Below are 14,610 nucleotides of genomic sequence, written 5' to 3' on the forward strand. Positions count from 1 at the left end.
TCTTCTAAAAATGCATCTTGTTGGACAAAATATTCTTTATTCATCTTCTTTCTCACCTTTCTTTTCAAAATCAAATAAAGCTGCTTGTTCTTTTATGTAACAGCTTTATCTTTGCTGCTTATTGTGACAAAAAATTCGAAGAAAGACAACTAATTGTACTTTTCACAAAAAAGACAGAGGGTCGTGACAAAATTGTGTCACAACCCTTTTTCTTTATTGTGCAGTTTCGATTTCGCCTAGCGCTGCTTGTGCAAGTAGGTTCAAGTAATTCCATGGGCGGTCAAAATGTGGTTGGAAGAAGAAATCTGAAAGTGCGAGATCTTCTACAGTCATTTTATTTTGAACAGCTAAAGACATGGTATTTGCTGATTGTGTAATGTCGTATTTGGACATGAACTGAGCACCTACGATACGATTCGTTCCTTTTTCATAGACTAGCTCCATCATTACTTTTTCAGTAGTGGGCATGAACTCTGGACGATAATTATCTTCAAATACAGTCGCTTGGACTTCTAGATCGTTCAAAGTTGCGCTTTCTTTGGTCACACCTGTCGAACCGATCGTCCAGCCAAATAGGTAAAGTCCTGAAGTTCCTTGAGTACCACGATACGCCATTTTATGATCTGTCAAATTATTTCCCACAAGCAAACCTTGACGAACGGCATTTGTTGCCAAAGGAATATAGTTTTGCGTGCCACTTGGATTGTAGTTGACTACTGCAGAGTCTCCAGCTGCAAAAATGTCTGGATTACTTGTCTGCATGTATTCATTCACTTTGATTGCCCCGTTTGGCAGTGTATCTACTTTTCCTTCGATCAGTTTTGTATTTGGACGGAAGCCCACACATAAAATGACCATATCTGTATCAAATGTATCTGTTGGTGTAGCTACTTGTTTCACTTTTCCTTCTTCATCTGTGATAAATTCAGTAACATTTTCGCCTAGCGCAAGAGTAACACCGCGGTCTGTCAATTCTTTTTCTAAGATATCTGTGAATGGTTTATCTAGATATTTATTCAAGATGCGATCTAATCCATCAATCAATGTCACTTGTTTTCCAGATTCGACAAAAGCTTCTACTAATTCAATACCGATATATCCACCACCAACAATTACTACACGTTTTGCTTCTTTCGCTTGTGCAATAATTTCATTTGCTTGATTGTAGTTTTTGCATAGGAGTACATTTTTCGCATCGATTCCACTAATCGGTGGGATAATAGGCCATGAACCAGTTGTCATCACTAATTTATCATAAGAAACCGTTTCTGTTTCTCCTGTTTTCAGATCTTTTGCCGTTACTGTTTTATTTTCTGTATCGATGTCTGTTACATCGTGTTCCATTTTAACTGTTGCTCCTAATGAAGATAATTCTTCAGGATTTGAGTAGAACAAGCCTGCTGGGTCCTTTACTACTCCTCCGACATAAAGTGCGATACCGCAAGATAAGAAAGAAATATTGTCATTTCTTTCATATACTGTCACTTCTGCTTCTGGATGATTTTTTAAAATACTTTTTACAGCTGCAGTACCTGCATGAGTACAGCCAATTACTACTACTTTCATTTATGGTCCCTCCGATTAACATTTTGTCCTTCGACAAAACTACTATAACAGAAATAAAACGGATACAACAGTTTAATGCTTGTGAATTCACAAAGGTTTGTTTGTAGTTTCATTCCTTTTCAAGCATAAGAACCCAATATCTACAAGATTCTTATTGTGATAATATTCACTTTGATATCTAAGATTGTGAATAAAAGACAAAAAATAAAAAAGCTAGCGTTTTTTTACACAGCTAGCTTTTTTTAGGTATAACACTTATAGAAACTGTTTTTACATTTGCGTCTTTTTTGCTGACTCTTTACAATCCGGACAGAGTCCATACAATTCCAACCGATGTTCATTAATCTCAAAATCAGTCAGTCTGCTCGCAGCCATTTCTATATCTTCAAGCCCTGGGTAATGAAAATCAACAATCTTACCGCAGTTTTCACAAATTACATGATAATGACGCTTTGAACTGAAATCAAATCGGCTAGAAGCATCGCCGTACTTCATTTCTTGAACAAATCCAATCGAAGTAAATAAGCGAAGGTTATTGTAAACAGTCGCAACACTCATATTTGGAAACCGATGTTCAAGTGCTTTATAAATCTCATCAGCCGTTGGATGGGAATGATGTTCAATCAAATATTCTAAAACCGCGTACCGTTGAGGTGTGATTCGAATGTTCTCTTTTTTTAACTTTTCGATAACCTCTTCGACTAACTTATTTTCCATGTAAACACCCCACGTTGTTATTCTCGTCTTATCATACTATTTTTACATTTTAAAATCCACTTAACATGAAAAGAAAATTCAATTTTATTGTATTTTAATGAAAAAAGACGTAAAACAGTCGCGTTCACTATTCTACGTCTCTATTCAAATAATTTTTCTCATCATAAATTTTTGTGTGTTCTTTTCATCTTTAAAAGTTTTTTACATAAACCTATCTGGAGAAAAACCAAGTGCCTTATATCTCTTGGTAAAGGGCTGTAGATAAATAACGTTCACCATTGTCGGGAACCACAGCTAATACCTTCTTGCCTTTTCCTAATTCTTTTGCGACTTTTAGCGCGGCAGCAATTGCAGCGCCAGATGAGATGCCTACTAAAATCCCTTCTTTTCGCCCAACTTCTCTAGCTGTTTCCATCGCTTCGTCTCCACTAATAGAAAGGACTTTATCATACACAGAAGTATCCAGTGTTTTAGGAACAAAACCTGTACCGATTCCTTGGATTTTGTGAGGTCCCGCTTCTTTCCCTTCTAAAATAGCAGATTCTGCTGGTTCTACCCCGATTAATTCGATTTTCGGATACACACGTTTTAATTCTCGGCCAGCGCCAGTGATCGTTCCTCCTGTACCGATACCTGCAACAAACGCGTCCAAGCCATTTACTCCAAATGCTTGATGTATCTCAGGACCAGTCGTCTTCTCATGCACAAGAGGATTTGCTTCATTTTCAAATTGTAATGGTAAAAAGTAGCCGTTTTCTTTTGCCAAACGTTCTGCTTCTCTGATTGATCCAGAAATACCATCCGCACCAGGAGTCAAAATCAACTCTGCGCCGTACCCTTTCATCAATAAACGTCTTTCGATACTCATCGTCTCAGGCATCACGATGATTACTTTATATCCTTTTGCAACTCCTACCATCGACAATCCGATTCCTGTATTTCCAGAAGTAGGTTCAATGATAGTATCACCTGGTTTCAGTAGACCATCGTGTTCTGCTTTTTCTATCATACTTAAAGCAATACGATCTTTTACACTTCCTCCTGGATTAAAAAACTCAAGCTTTACAAAAACATCTGCTGAATCTTCTGGTACGATTTTATTTAATTTGACGATTGGCGTTTTGCCAATCAATTCGGTGACTGAGTTATAGATAGCTGTCATCTTCAATTCCTCCTTGTCTTTGCTCTTCTTACTTATCATAATACAATCTGTTCATTTATGGCGAGTGATTCGTCTTTGACTAGCAAAAAAAAGACAAAGATATACCATATATGGTAGTTTCTTTGCCTTTTTATCTAAATCAAACGTTTAGTTCTTGACCAACTAATAAAGAATAACTGGACATAGACATGCCATTTTTCGCCATTAGATCATCAACAGACATGCCAAATTTTTGTGCAATATCCCATAGCGTATCACCTGACACGACTGTATATGTCTGACCATTATTTGTATTTACATCTGTTGTTGAAGATGATGACGTTGAAGTCGTCGTAGTAGTCGTTGTTGTTGTACTTGTGGTTGTTGTAGCCGAACCTGTTGATGGCGTATCAAAACGGGTTAAATTATAAGTATTAATCAATGAGTTCAATTTGGCCCCATAATTTGGATCGGTAGCATAACGACCTGTCAAGTACGCTGTTGCATCATAAAAACTTGTTGTATTGCTTTTCCACACGCCAGCATAATGATAATCGCCCGTGGAAAAACTGGTTGAACGAAGAACATTCGCATGGTCTTGGAAGGATTCCCAATAAGAAGAATATTTTCGGAATGGTTCATTCATCGTTACCCATTGTCCGTTTACATATTCTTTGGTTGCCATATAAATGACCTGTCCGTTATAGCTTCCTTTCACACCGAATAGATTATAATTTGGCGCACTAGCTAATCCGGAAGTGCCATATGCACTTTCCAACAACGCTTGAGCGATCATGACTGAAGCATACAAGTCATTACTTGCAGCAACTTCTGACGCAGACCAGCCGATTTGATCGATAAACGCTTGAGGATCAGCGACTGTTTGAGATCCTTGTTCATCTGCATGAACATGTTGCGGTACCGCTGTAACCATCATCGGCCCAACTAAAAGACTCGTTCCAATTAAAGGAGCAATCGCTTTTTTATTGATCACCATTTTTCTTTTAGGTCTATGGTGTCGGGCACTGCGGGTCTTCAGCTCTTGCATTCAAATTCCTCCTCAAAATAAAAAAACTTAATAAAAAGTTCTCTTCTTAAAACAAACTTAATTAATTAAATTATACTTTTAATTCTCAAGAAACACAAACTAATCCGAAGAATTCTTTGTTTTGTCATTTAAATGTAACATAGCCGAAAACGAAAAGTAATATTGATTTATTCTTCTAACACATAAATAACAGCTGTCTCCAACTTGCAGACAGCTGTTCTTATCAGTCAAACAATTGCTTGGATCTATGATAGTTGATTGTACGTATTCACGACATTTTCTACTGTAAATCCAAATTCTTCTAAAATTTTAGTGCCAGGGGCAGATGCACCGAAATGATCGATTGTAATCGTTGCGCCCTCTGTTCCTACGTAGCGTTCCCATCCAAATGATGCAGCAGCTTCGATAGCCACACGTTTCTTCACTGATTTAGGAAGTACACTTTCTTTATATTCAGAAGATTGTTTTTCAAAGAGGTCAAAGCTTGGCATAGAAACAACAGAAACATCTTTGCCTTTTTCAGCCAATTCTTTTTGAGCTTTCACAGCCAAATCAACTTCAGAACCTGTTGCAATCAAAATACCTTCTGGTGTTTCTCCTTGTGATGGAGAAAGAACATACGCGCCTTTTTTCACCATTTCATCTGCTACTTCTTTTGTAGAAGGCAATACTGGAAGGTTTTGACGACTCAATACAAGGATAGTAGGCGCATCTGTTGTCTCCATCGCTACTTTCCAAGCAGCACGTGTTTCATTTCCGTCTGCCGGACGAATCACTTGAACACCAGGCATGCAGCGAACAGATGCTAGTTGTTCAATCGGTTCGTGCGTTGGTCCGTCTTCTCCGACAGCAACCGAGTCATGTGTTAAGACGTAAACAACAGGAGTATGTTGGATTGCTGCTAAACGAACTGCTGGTCTTAGATAATCGACAAAGACAAAGAATGTTCCACCGTAGATACGAGTTCCGCCATGAAGTTGGATACCATTCATAGCCGAAGCCATTGCAAATTCGCGGACACCGAACCAGATGTTGCGTCCTTCATAATGTTCAGGAGTGAAATCTTTATCTGCAGCCACCATTGTATTATTGGAACCTGACAAGTCCGCTGAACCACCCCAGAAGCTTGGTATAGCTTTCGATAATTCTTGGATGACTTCTTTACTTGAAACACGGCTTGCTTGACTGCTTCCAACTTCATAAGTTGGCAATTCTGCATCCCAGTTTTCTGGTAGTTTGCCATCAAAAGCATCTTCAAATTGTTGTGCTAATTCAGGATAAGCTTTTTTATAATTGGCAAACATTTCATTCCATGCATCTTCAGCTTTTTGTCCTTCTTCTATCATCGTTTGATGGAAGCGGGCAGCTACTTCTTCTGGAACAGTGAAATCTGGATACTCCCAACCATAAACTTCTTTAGCCATCTTGATGCCATCTTCACCAATAGGAGCACCATGAACAGCAGATGTTCCTTCTTTAGGAGCACCATAGCCGATGACTGTTTTTACTTCGATCAATGTTGGTTTGTCTGTTTCAGCTTTTGCTTCTTCAATCGCTTTAGAGATTGCTTCTAGGTCATTTCCGTCTTTCACTAAGATATGTTGCCAGCCATATGCTTCATAGCGAGCACCAACGTTTTCTGTGAAAGCTTTTGAAGTTGGACCGTCTAGTGAAATATCGTTTGAATCGTATAAAACGATCAATTTCCCTAGTTTCATATGACCTGCCATCGAACTTGCTTCTTGAGATACCCCTTCCATCAAGTCTCCGTCACCGCATATTGCATACGTATAGTGATCCATCACATTAAAGTTTTCTTTGTTATACGTTGCTGCAAGGTGCGCTTCTGCCATTGCCATACCGACAGCCATTGCAATCCCTTGTCCTAATGGCCCTGTAGTGGCTTCTACACCATCTGTATGATGTACTTCAGGATGTCCTGGTGTTTTAGAATCCCATTGACGGAATTGTTTCAAATCATCGATTGTCACTTGATAGCCAGCTAAATGAAGCAAGCTATACAACATTGCTGACCCATGTCCTGCCGAAAGAACGAAACGGTCGCGGTCAGCCCAGTTTTTTGATGTCGTTGGATTTACTTTCAGGTGTTTTGTCCATAACGCATATGCCATAGGTGCTGCGCCCATCGGCAATCCAGGATGTCCTGAGTTTGCTTTTTGGACTGCTTCAATACTTAATGTACGAATTGTGTTAACGCCAAGTTGGTCAATTTTGTCAAACAAAATAACCCCTCCTATTAATTTAGGTTTTTTTTACCTTTATTTCTTACACTTTCATTCTATAAGATGTCACACGAAAAAGCAATCTTTTTCAGTATTTTTTACTAAAAGTTGTCATTTCGGTTGTGTAAGCCTTTTTTCTTTTGGATTTCTTTTAATTTTTCCGGGGTCACGTCATTGCCCTCAGGATCGACGATTTTCATTCCTTCGATATGATGACGCATACCGGAACGAAAAGCTTCCAAATACTCTTTGCGCAAGTTGATTTGTTCTTGTTCTTCGGCTTTTGAGAGACCATTTTCCTTCTTTTTACGTGCAAGTTCATTGATCCGCTCTATTTTTTCAGGTGACAGCATGCTCAGCCCTCCTTTTACTCTCCTTCATATTATATAAAAACTGAAAAAAAAACAACTAGATAAACTAAATAAAATACGAACATTCGTTTGATTTAGCGCTTTTTATATGGTACTATTTATTTATCAAGTGAAAGAAGGTGTACCTTGTGGCCCGACAAACTGAATCAAGACAAATCGAAGTCTTACGATATATCCATGAACAAGTAACTCAAAAAGGATACCCGCCGACTGTCCGTGAAATCGGGGAAGCTGTTCAGCTTTCTTCTACTTCTACTGTTCACGGTCATCTTGCACGGCTTGAAAAAAAAGGGTTTATCCAAAGAGATCCGACGAAACCTCGTGCAATCGAGTTGACAAAACAAGGTTTAGAAAAGATTGGGATTCGTCCAACAACTATTCCAGTACTTGGCGTCGTAACAGCTGGAGAACCCATTTTAGCAGTAGAGGATGCTTCAGACTTCTTTCCAATCCCTCCTAATCTTTCTTCCGAAGAAGGCAGTCTCTTTATGCTGACAATTCGTGGAGATAGTATGATCAATGCTGGGATCTTGGATGGTGACAACGTGATCGTTCGGAAGCAAGAAACTGCTCAAAATGGCGATATTGTCATTGCAATGACTGCCGAGGACGAAGCGACTTGCAAACGATTCTATAAAGAAAAAAACTTTTTCCGTCTGCAGCCTGAAAACGACTTGCTCGAACCAATCATCTTAGATCAAGTATCTATATTAGGACGAGTAGTAGGACTTTATCGTAGTCATATCTATTAATTGCTACTAATTAAAAGAAAACTTTTTAAAAAGAGTTTGAGACGATGGTCTCAAACTCTTTTTTCGCCCGGGTTCTTCTTCTTTCAAATTTTTATCACTTCCCTCTTTACAAACCGAACAAATATTCGTATACTAAACATACGAACAATTGTTCGCATAAATTAACGAGGTGAGAATTCATGAAATCAATGAGACGTCTTGGCTTAGTATTAACTGTTTTGTTTTTAGGTATTATTATTGGTAATTTCGGCATACGTCCAGCTTTACTTGTGTTTGTTCCGTTATTTACTTTGTGGTTCATGTTGTGGGATGAAAAGAAGTACCGTCAATCTGAGCGGCGCAGAATTCATGAAGATCATTTCTATCATGAGCCCTACTACAGATCCAGGCAATCATAATAAGGATTGACTGCTAATTATTCAAAAGACAAGAAGTTAAACTTTTACGGGGGTGTGACAAAAATCGGTCACATCCTTTTTTCGAATAAACGGTGTTCTAAAGCCAGTTTTTCGGTATTAAGTCAAATTGCGGAAAAAGTGATTTTTTAAACTTCTACTGGTCTTTGCTTGTTTCCATTTATAAAAAAATAGCGACCCTCAAAAGTCAGATAGAGAATCTGACTTTTGAGGGTCGCTTTAAAATCGCTTCTTTAAGAATAACATCAAGAATAGCTTCTTTTTTCTGCTTAATATTCCATTAATGTAATGATGTCATATCCTTTGATTTTGTCGCGTCCATGGAGATCCATCAATTCGATCAAAAATGCGCAGCCTACGACTACACCGCCTAATTGTTCAATCAGTTCGATCGTCGCTTTGATTGTTCCTCCAGTAGCTAGCAAATCGTCACAAATCAGCACACGTTGACCTGGTTTAATGGCATCCTTATGCAATGTCAATGTATCTGTTCCATATTCTAATCCATAAGTCACTTCGATGGTTTCTCGAGGTAACTTCCCTTTTTTGCGGACTGGGGCAAAACCGACTCCTAACTCATAAGCAACAGGACATCCTACGATGAATCCACGGGCTTCTGGCCCAACTACCATATCAATTCGTTTTTCTTTTGCATAATTTACGATTTGCTTCGTAGCTTCCCGATAAGCGTCACCATCTGCCATCAGTGGGGAAATATCTCGAAACACAATTCCTTTTGACGGATAGTCGGGAATACTGGCAATATAATCTTTTAAATCCACTCTTTGTTTCCTCCTAGGTTGTTAACCATTTCTTTATGGTAGGAATATCGCTCAAAAGCAAAAATTCCTCAACTTTGATTTTATTGAGCCGCCGCTGGTATAATCTGCTCTCAGTCAAAGGATGACTTTCTGGGCTAGCGACTTTTTGTAAAACACCGTTCTCTATTGTAACAAATTTCAATTCAAAAAACACCTGTATCATAAAAATTAATAATTTTTCAGGGATACGCAAATATTGAGCTATTGCTTTCATTTTATGACGTATATCAATTCGTTCTTGAGAATGGATCAGTTTAAACAATTTTGCGTACTGTTCTCTTGTGCCTACCCCATTCAAATAGGCCTCATCAGGCGAAATCCCCATCAGATAAACACGATTGAATGAATAAGACCGAAAAACTTCTTTCAGATCCGCTAAATCATCTGGACAATCCATAACAACTAGAGAGTTCGGTTTTCTTTTTTCAATTATTGCCTTTACAGAATCTAGTCCTTCGAAAACAATCGCAGCTTCCTGGATAATCTCAGGCACGAATTTCAACGTCGAAGAATCAAATGCTAAATAAAGGCTACCTTCCGACGTTCGGCTCTGTTCACGGAAACGTTTTGCCCGCCAATCAAATACTTGCAGACCACCCACAGAAAAATCAGATACCATCAGCTGCGGTTTCTTACGCCCGTTCCATTCATTGATCGAAAGCTTTCCTACCACATCTACCTGATTATTCAGCAGTTCTTCTTCTTGAGTACCAAAACCAAAAGCGACCGCATCAAGCTGACTCGATGCATCGGAAAGGACAAATTTCAGATGCTGTTGGTTTGCTCCGATTCTTTTGATATTTTCTGCTTGGACTTGTCGAAATAAAAACTGAGGCAAAGGATTATCCGTACCAAATGGCGCCAATAGTTTCAGCTCATCAATTCGCTCTACTGTTACTTCATTTGGCAGCAATACTTCATCAATTCTCAACTCAGGCCCTCTCATCAAGTCAATTTGATGATCGACTATATATTGGTTCATCTTCTCCTGTAGTATAGTGACATTTTCACTTGGCATCGTTAAACCGACTGCTGCATGATGTCCTCCGAAGTAAGTAAATAAATCTCGCATCTGGTCAAGCATTTCAAAAAGATTCAAGGCTTCAATACTACGTCCAGATCCTTTAGCTGATCCATCTTCTTTTAAAGTAAGGACAAGCGTTGGTTTACCCGTTTCATTCATTATTTTCCCAGCAACAATGCCCAAAACGCCCTCATGCCATCCTCGGTTTACCAATAGATGGATATGATTCTCCTTATTGACCATCGCTAATGCTTCTTGTGTTATCTGCTCTACGATTGCTTTTCTTTCTTCATTGATCTCATTCAATTTTTTTGCTTGAACGGATGCTTCCTCTTCATCAAACGTCGCAAGTAACGAGACGGCAGGACGTGGATCGCCCATCCGACCGATTGCATTTAGTCTGGGAGCAATCGAAAAACCGATCGTTGTTTCGTCTGCGTCCCTCATTTTTACGCCGCTTTCTTCAAATAGCGCCTGAAGTCCTATCCGTTCTGAATGATGAATGGCATCGATTCCTAATGAAACAAGGATTCGATTCTCATCAGTCAATGAAACTAAATCGGCGATCGTTCCTATCGCTACTAAATCCAAAAATTCTACAGGCGGTTCTTCCAATAATGCAGAAGCTACTTTGAATGCTACTCCGACTCCTGCCAAATCTGGAAATGGATAGTGCCCCGCTGGATGACGAGGGTGAACAATCGCATAAGCGTCTGGTAAATTCTCAGGTAGTTCGTGATGATCTGTAATGATCACGTCTACACCAGCTTGCTGAGCGTATGCTACCGCATCATTTCCTGCTACCCCGTTATCAACAGTGATGATCAACTGGATTCCTTCTTCGATCTTTTCTTGGTATACCGATTGGTTTGGTCCATACCCATGCTCAAATCGATTTGGCAGGAATACTTCTACTTCTGCACCAAGTAATTCCAGTGTTTCTTTCATTACCGTTGCACTGGTGATCCCATCTGCGTCATAATCACCGTAAACGAGGATTTTTTCTCCACTGATTACAGCTTCTTGGATTCGGCTGATTGCTTTATCCATATCGTGCATCAGATACGGATCATGTAATTCTTGTTCCTTTGGATGTAAAAATCGGTTGATATCCTTTTCCTCATGGTAACCTCTTTGCCACAGTAACTTACCGACAAATGGAGATAATTTCAGTTCACGGATCATTTGGAGAAAGGATTCAGAAGGCTCTGTCTCGCTTAACTTCCAATCAAAATTTGCTTGTCTCACTTTCTCACTCCTAACTTAGTTATTATAGCAAAGGAAATCAGCAAAAAAAAGCAGAAAGAAAGAATAAAAACAGATCAGATCCGCTAGACAGATGTTCAGCAGGACCTGATCTTTTGTACGACCATTTATGAAATATCCCTATTAGTCAAAATAATTGAAGCTTTGTTTGGGCGATTGAGTTTTTTGTTCTTCCGGCGCTTTCAATTGACTGATTTGTGCGGTTTTCGCTTGTAACTCCGCCTGATAAGCAGCTTCCAACTCCGCACGTTCGTTTCTAAACTCGCGTTGCTGTTCTTCTTTTGCTTCTTCAATTTTCTTTTGAAGTTCTGTTTGATATTCTGACATTTCCTGAGTCAGCTGTTTGATTTGCTTTTTTTGCTGCCATAGTGTTGCCGAAGCAGTCAAAAATACAATCAGTGCACCAATCAGCGCAGAACCGATGATCACTAAGATCAATGGCGCAGAAAAGGAAGTGAAGCCAAAACTTACAGGAACATTTTTATTGTTCAATACAGCAAAAAGAACAATAATCAAAACTAAAACAAATCCAAGAATCACATTGCTTTGCTTTTTCAATTCCTTCACCTACTTTTTGTTAAAAATTCCGCTGGCTAAATAATCACCAATCGTTGGAAACAGCGTATAAAATTTTGATGCAACTTCTAAAATAAACGGTTGATTGATTTCCCGTTTTGGATGTCTCATATTGCGGACGATCATTTTTGCCAACTTGGCAGGTTCTAAAACGATTTGTCCGACTTTTTCCAAATAGCTTCCGCTTGGATCAGCCTTATCGAAGAAATCTGTCTCGATTGGACCTGGATTCACTGTCGTAACAGCTACGCCAAGTGGTTTCAATTCTAATCGCAAAGCGTTGGAGAAGCCAAGGACTGCAAATTTCGTGGCAGAATAAACCGTTGATTTTGCAGTTGCCATTTTTCCAGCCATAGACGCGATATTAATGATATGACCTTGTCTTCTTTCTGCCATATCGATCGCAAATTTTTGTGTCAAAACCATCATTCCTAAGATATTGACTTCAAACATATCGTATGCTTTTCCAAGGTCGAATGTAAGGAAGTCTTCGAAAATCCCAAAACCCGCATTGTTTACCAGAATATCGACGCGCCCGACTTCTTCCATCACCTTTTCATATAATTCGTCCACGCTTTCAGGATTGCTGACGTCTACCTTGAAAGCATAAGCCTCTTTGCCGCTCAAGCGTCTGCACTCGTCTCTGACACCTTCTACAAATGCCATTCTTCGTGCGCAACTTATAACGATTGCTCCTTGCTTTGCTGCTTCATAACAGATTTGTGCGCCCAGACCGCCTGAACTACCTGTTACTAAAACAACTTTATCTTCTAAATTCATGCCTCTTCCTCCTCGCGAAATGGAATCTCAATGCTATCAAAATCTTTCATGATCGTCGTGTTTTCAAACACTTCTCGTGCTTCTTTTTCAAGCTCTAAAGCTGCTTTTCCTAAATATCTCGCACTGATATGAGTAAGTAGCAGCCGTTTTGCCTGCGCTTCTTTTGCAACTTCAGCAGCTTGATGAGTCGTGGAATGGAAATAGTTGTGCGCCATTCTTGCTTCATCTTTATTAAATGTGCTTTCATGTACCAGAATATCGCTATTTTCCGCAAGCACAACGGAATTATGTGTTTTTCTCGTATCGCCTAAAATAGTCACGATTCGTCCTTTTTTATCTGGACCTACGAAATCTTTTCCATTGATCGTCCGCCCATCTTCTAGTTGGATCGTTTCACCTTGCTTCAGTTTGCCGTACAGTGGTCCAGATGGAATACCTAATTCTTTTAGACGATCCACCTGCAATTCTCCTTTATGATCATGTTCAACCACACGATAACCAAAACTGTCGATCCCATGATTTAGTTTTTTTGTATAAACAGAAAATTGCTGATCAGTAAAAATCGGGGCTGTTTCATTTAGCTCAATGAATTTCAGCGGATAACTTAAACGCGTTTGCGAAATACCTAAAGAGACTTTTATGTATTCCTCTATCCCTTTTGGCCCGTAAATCTCTAATGGCGTATCCCCACCTTGAAATGACCGGCTGCTGATGAGCCCGGGAAGTCCAAAAATATGATCGCCGTGTAAATGTGTAATGAAAATTTTACCGATTTTTCTCGGACGAATAGTCGTTCGCAAAATCTGCATTTGCGTGCCTTCGCCACAGTCGAACAACCAAACTTCATTGCGCTCGTCTAAAAGTTTCAATGCTATACTTGTCACATTTCTATGTTTTGCAGGAACACCTGCACCTGTTCCTAAAAATTGTAATTCCATAATCTACCTGACTTTCTTTAAGTTCCTCTTTAATTTTAGGGTAAAAAGAAGGGATAATCAACCGTAAGTCGAGAATGGGTTCAAATTAAAAATAACGTTCTAAAGCGATAGCGTTTTCTTTGAAAATTACTATAAAAACAGCAGCGAACCCGTTTGAGATCCTCTGCTGTTTTTTATTAATTTGAAGATCCAGAACTTTCATTGTCGTTGGAAGTTTGCGGATGTTTGTCCTTCCAAGTCTTTTGTGCAGCTTCTTTCGCATGATTTTCAGCTTCTTTCGCATCATGCACATCTTTTTCGACATCTTCATAATCCAAGCGGGTAATTTCTCCGCCTAATTCCATCATTACCAATTGATTCAGTGGGCGATTGTCCTCTTCATCAGCAATCAAGATCAGTCCTGTAGCTCCTTCACCGATTTTATTTCCTACAAAGTCGAACACGGTCTGGGCATCTTTTATTTCTTTGGCATCTTGTGTCGCACCGATCATTCCTCCGGCAAACCATCCTAATAAAATCCCTAGCGGACCACCTAATACACCAACCAACATTCCGATTAATCCACCCGTAGAAGATTTGTTATTACCGGTAAAGTCGATAAAATCTTCTATTTTGAATTGATGTGTCCCATTAGGATCATGGCTGACAACTGCCATCTGTTCTCCTTTAATCGAACGAACAGCATGTAACTTTTTGATTTCTGAAAATGCCTGATATGCCTGGCTTTCTACTTGAAAATTTAAAATGATTACTCGTTTGCTCATTAAAAACGCCCCTTTCATACCTTCTTGTTATTTATTTTACCTTTAATTGTAAAATAAGAAAAGAAAAGCACTCTTTTTTTCCAATAAAACATACTAAGATTAGAGGGGGACATCATTGACGAATGATGTTCTCCTCTATTTTCTATTTTTAGATTATAGTGAAGAGTGAAAGAAAGTTCGAACAAAT

At 39.1% G+C, this 14,610-nt stretch carries 14 protein-coding genes; 2 read left to right on the forward strand and 12 right to left on the reverse strand.

Annotated elements, in window-relative coordinates; all coding sequences use genetic code 11:
- Positions 1–213: 213 nt before the first annotated feature.
- The 6 genes from RG571_RS10445 to RG571_RS10470 form a co-directional block, all read right to left on the reverse strand.
- Positions 214–1,566, reverse strand: a complete 1,353-nt coding sequence (locus RG571_RS10445) for an NADH oxidase (RefSeq protein ID WP_002376906.1) — start codon at positions 1,564–1,566, stop codon at positions 214–216.
- 270 nt (positions 1,567–1,836) lie between these two features.
- A complete protein-coding gene (locus RG571_RS10450) occupies positions 1,837–2,283 on the reverse strand; it encodes a Fur family transcriptional regulator (RefSeq protein ID WP_113805584.1) in 447 nt (148 codons plus the stop codon).
- 235 nt (positions 2,284–2,518) lie between these two features.
- Positions 2,519–3,445: a cysteine synthase A gene (gene cysK / locus RG571_RS10455; protein WP_002296093.1), complete on the reverse strand. Its 927-nt coding sequence runs from the start codon at positions 3,443–3,445 to the stop codon at positions 2,519–2,521.
- A gap of 139 nt (positions 3,446–3,584) precedes the next feature.
- Positions 3,585–4,472: a glucosaminidase domain-containing protein gene (locus RG571_RS10460; RefSeq protein WP_002376908.1), complete on the reverse strand. Its 888-nt coding sequence runs from the start codon at positions 4,470–4,472 to the stop codon at positions 3,585–3,587.
- A 245-nt stretch (positions 4,473–4,717) separates the two neighbouring features.
- Complete coding sequence (gene tkt, locus RG571_RS10465; RefSeq protein WP_002337707.1) at positions 4,718–6,715, reverse strand: transketolase; 1,998 nt, start codon at positions 6,713–6,715, stop codon at positions 4,718–4,720.
- Positions 6,716–6,816: 101 nt separating this feature from the next.
- Complete coding sequence (locus tag RG571_RS10470; RefSeq protein WP_002309377.1) at positions 6,817–7,068, reverse strand: DUF896 family protein; 252 nt, start codon at positions 7,066–7,068, stop codon at positions 6,817–6,819.
- Between the two features lie 146 nt (positions 7,069–7,214).
- On the opposite strand from RG571_RS10470, the gene lexA reads away from it, so the two are divergent.
- Positions 7,215–7,838: a transcriptional repressor LexA gene (gene lexA, locus RG571_RS10475; RefSeq protein WP_002296572.1), complete on the forward strand. Its 624-nt coding sequence runs from the start codon at positions 7,215–7,217 to the stop codon at positions 7,836–7,838.
- 179 nt (positions 7,839–8,017) lie between these two features.
- The gene (locus RG571_RS10480; protein ID WP_002297436.1) at positions 8,018–8,236 is read left to right on the forward strand and encodes a hypothetical protein; all 219 of its coding nucleotides are present in this window, start codon (positions 8,018–8,020) and stop codon (positions 8,234–8,236) included.
- 287 nt (positions 8,237–8,523) lie between these two features.
- On the opposite strand, the gene RG571_RS10485 is transcribed toward RG571_RS10480, so the two are convergent.
- From RG571_RS10485 to RG571_RS10510, 6 genes are all read right to left on the reverse strand, one after another.
- Entirely contained in the window at positions 8,524–9,036 is a 513-nt protein-coding gene (locus tag RG571_RS10485; protein WP_002295813.1) for an adenine phosphoribosyltransferase, read from the reverse strand.
- Positions 9,037–9,049: 13 nt separating this feature from the next.
- Complete coding sequence (gene recJ, locus RG571_RS10490) at positions 9,050–11,347, reverse strand: single-stranded-DNA-specific exonuclease RecJ (RefSeq protein ID WP_002376911.1); 2,298 nt, start codon at positions 11,345–11,347, stop codon at positions 9,050–9,052.
- A gap of 141 nt (positions 11,348–11,488) precedes the next feature.
- Positions 11,489–11,932: a lipopolysaccharide assembly LapA domain-containing protein gene (locus RG571_RS10495; protein WP_002303793.1), complete on the reverse strand. Its 444-nt coding sequence runs from the start codon at positions 11,930–11,932 to the stop codon at positions 11,489–11,491.
- Complete coding sequence (locus RG571_RS10500; RefSeq protein WP_002295810.1) at positions 11,933–12,721, reverse strand: SDR family oxidoreductase; 789 nt, start codon at positions 12,719–12,721, stop codon at positions 11,933–11,935.
- The gene (gene rnz / locus RG571_RS10505; protein ID WP_002376914.1) at positions 12,718–13,659 is read right to left on the reverse strand and encodes a ribonuclease Z; all 942 of its coding nucleotides are present in this window, start codon (positions 13,657–13,659) and stop codon (positions 12,718–12,720) included. Before rnz ends, RG571_RS10500 begins: the two co-directional genes overlap by 4 nt.
- Before the next feature lie 176 nt (positions 13,660–13,835).
- The gene (locus RG571_RS10510) at positions 13,836–14,423 is read right to left on the reverse strand and encodes a hypothetical protein (RefSeq protein WP_002295807.1); all 588 of its coding nucleotides are present in this window, start codon (positions 14,421–14,423) and stop codon (positions 13,836–13,838) included.
- Between the last annotated feature and the right edge of the window lie 187 nt (positions 14,424–14,610).

It is taken from the genome of Enterococcus sp. FR204, from assembly GCF_031143325.1.
GTDB lineage: Bacteria > Bacillota > Bacilli > Lactobacillales > Enterococcaceae > Enterococcus_B > Enterococcus_B faecium.

What these genes read in the sequence shown, in the direction of transcription:
- RG571_RS10450 (WP_113805584.1), bottom strand. Translation starts at nt 2,283, where the DNA reads ATGGAAAATAAGTTAGTCGAAGAGGTTATCGAAAAGTTAAAAAAAGAG.
- rnz (WP_002376914.1), bottom strand. Translation starts at nt 13,659, where the DNA reads ATGGAATTACAATTTTTAGGAACAGGTGCAGGTGTTCCTGCAAAACAT.
- cysK (WP_002296093.1), bottom strand. Translation starts at nt 3,445, where the DNA reads ATGACAGCTATCTATAACTCAGTCACCGAATTGATTGGCAAAACGCCA.
- RG571_RS10480 (WP_002297436.1), top strand. Translation starts at nt 8,018, where the DNA reads ATGAAATCAATGAGACGTCTTGGCTTAGTATTAACTGTTTTGTTTTTA.
- RG571_RS10470 (WP_002309377.1), bottom strand. Translation starts at nt 7,068, where the DNA reads ATGCTGTCACCTGAAAAAATAGAGCGGATCAATGAACTTGCACGTAAA.
- RG571_RS10460 (WP_002376908.1), bottom strand. Translation starts at nt 4,472, where the DNA reads ATGCAAGAGCTGAAGACCCGCAGTGCCCGACACCATAGACCTAAAAGA.
- RG571_RS10510 (WP_002295807.1), bottom strand. Translation starts at nt 14,423, where the DNA reads ATGAGCAAACGAGTAATCATTTTAAATTTTCAAGTAGAAAGCCAGGCA.
- RG571_RS10500 (WP_002295810.1), bottom strand. Translation starts at nt 12,721, where the DNA reads ATGAATTTAGAAGATAAAGTTGTTTTAGTAACAGGTAGTTCAGGCGGT.
- RG571_RS10445 (WP_002376906.1), bottom strand. Translation starts at nt 1,566, where the DNA reads ATGAAAGTAGTAGTAATTGGCTGTACTCATGCAGGTACTGCAGCTGTA.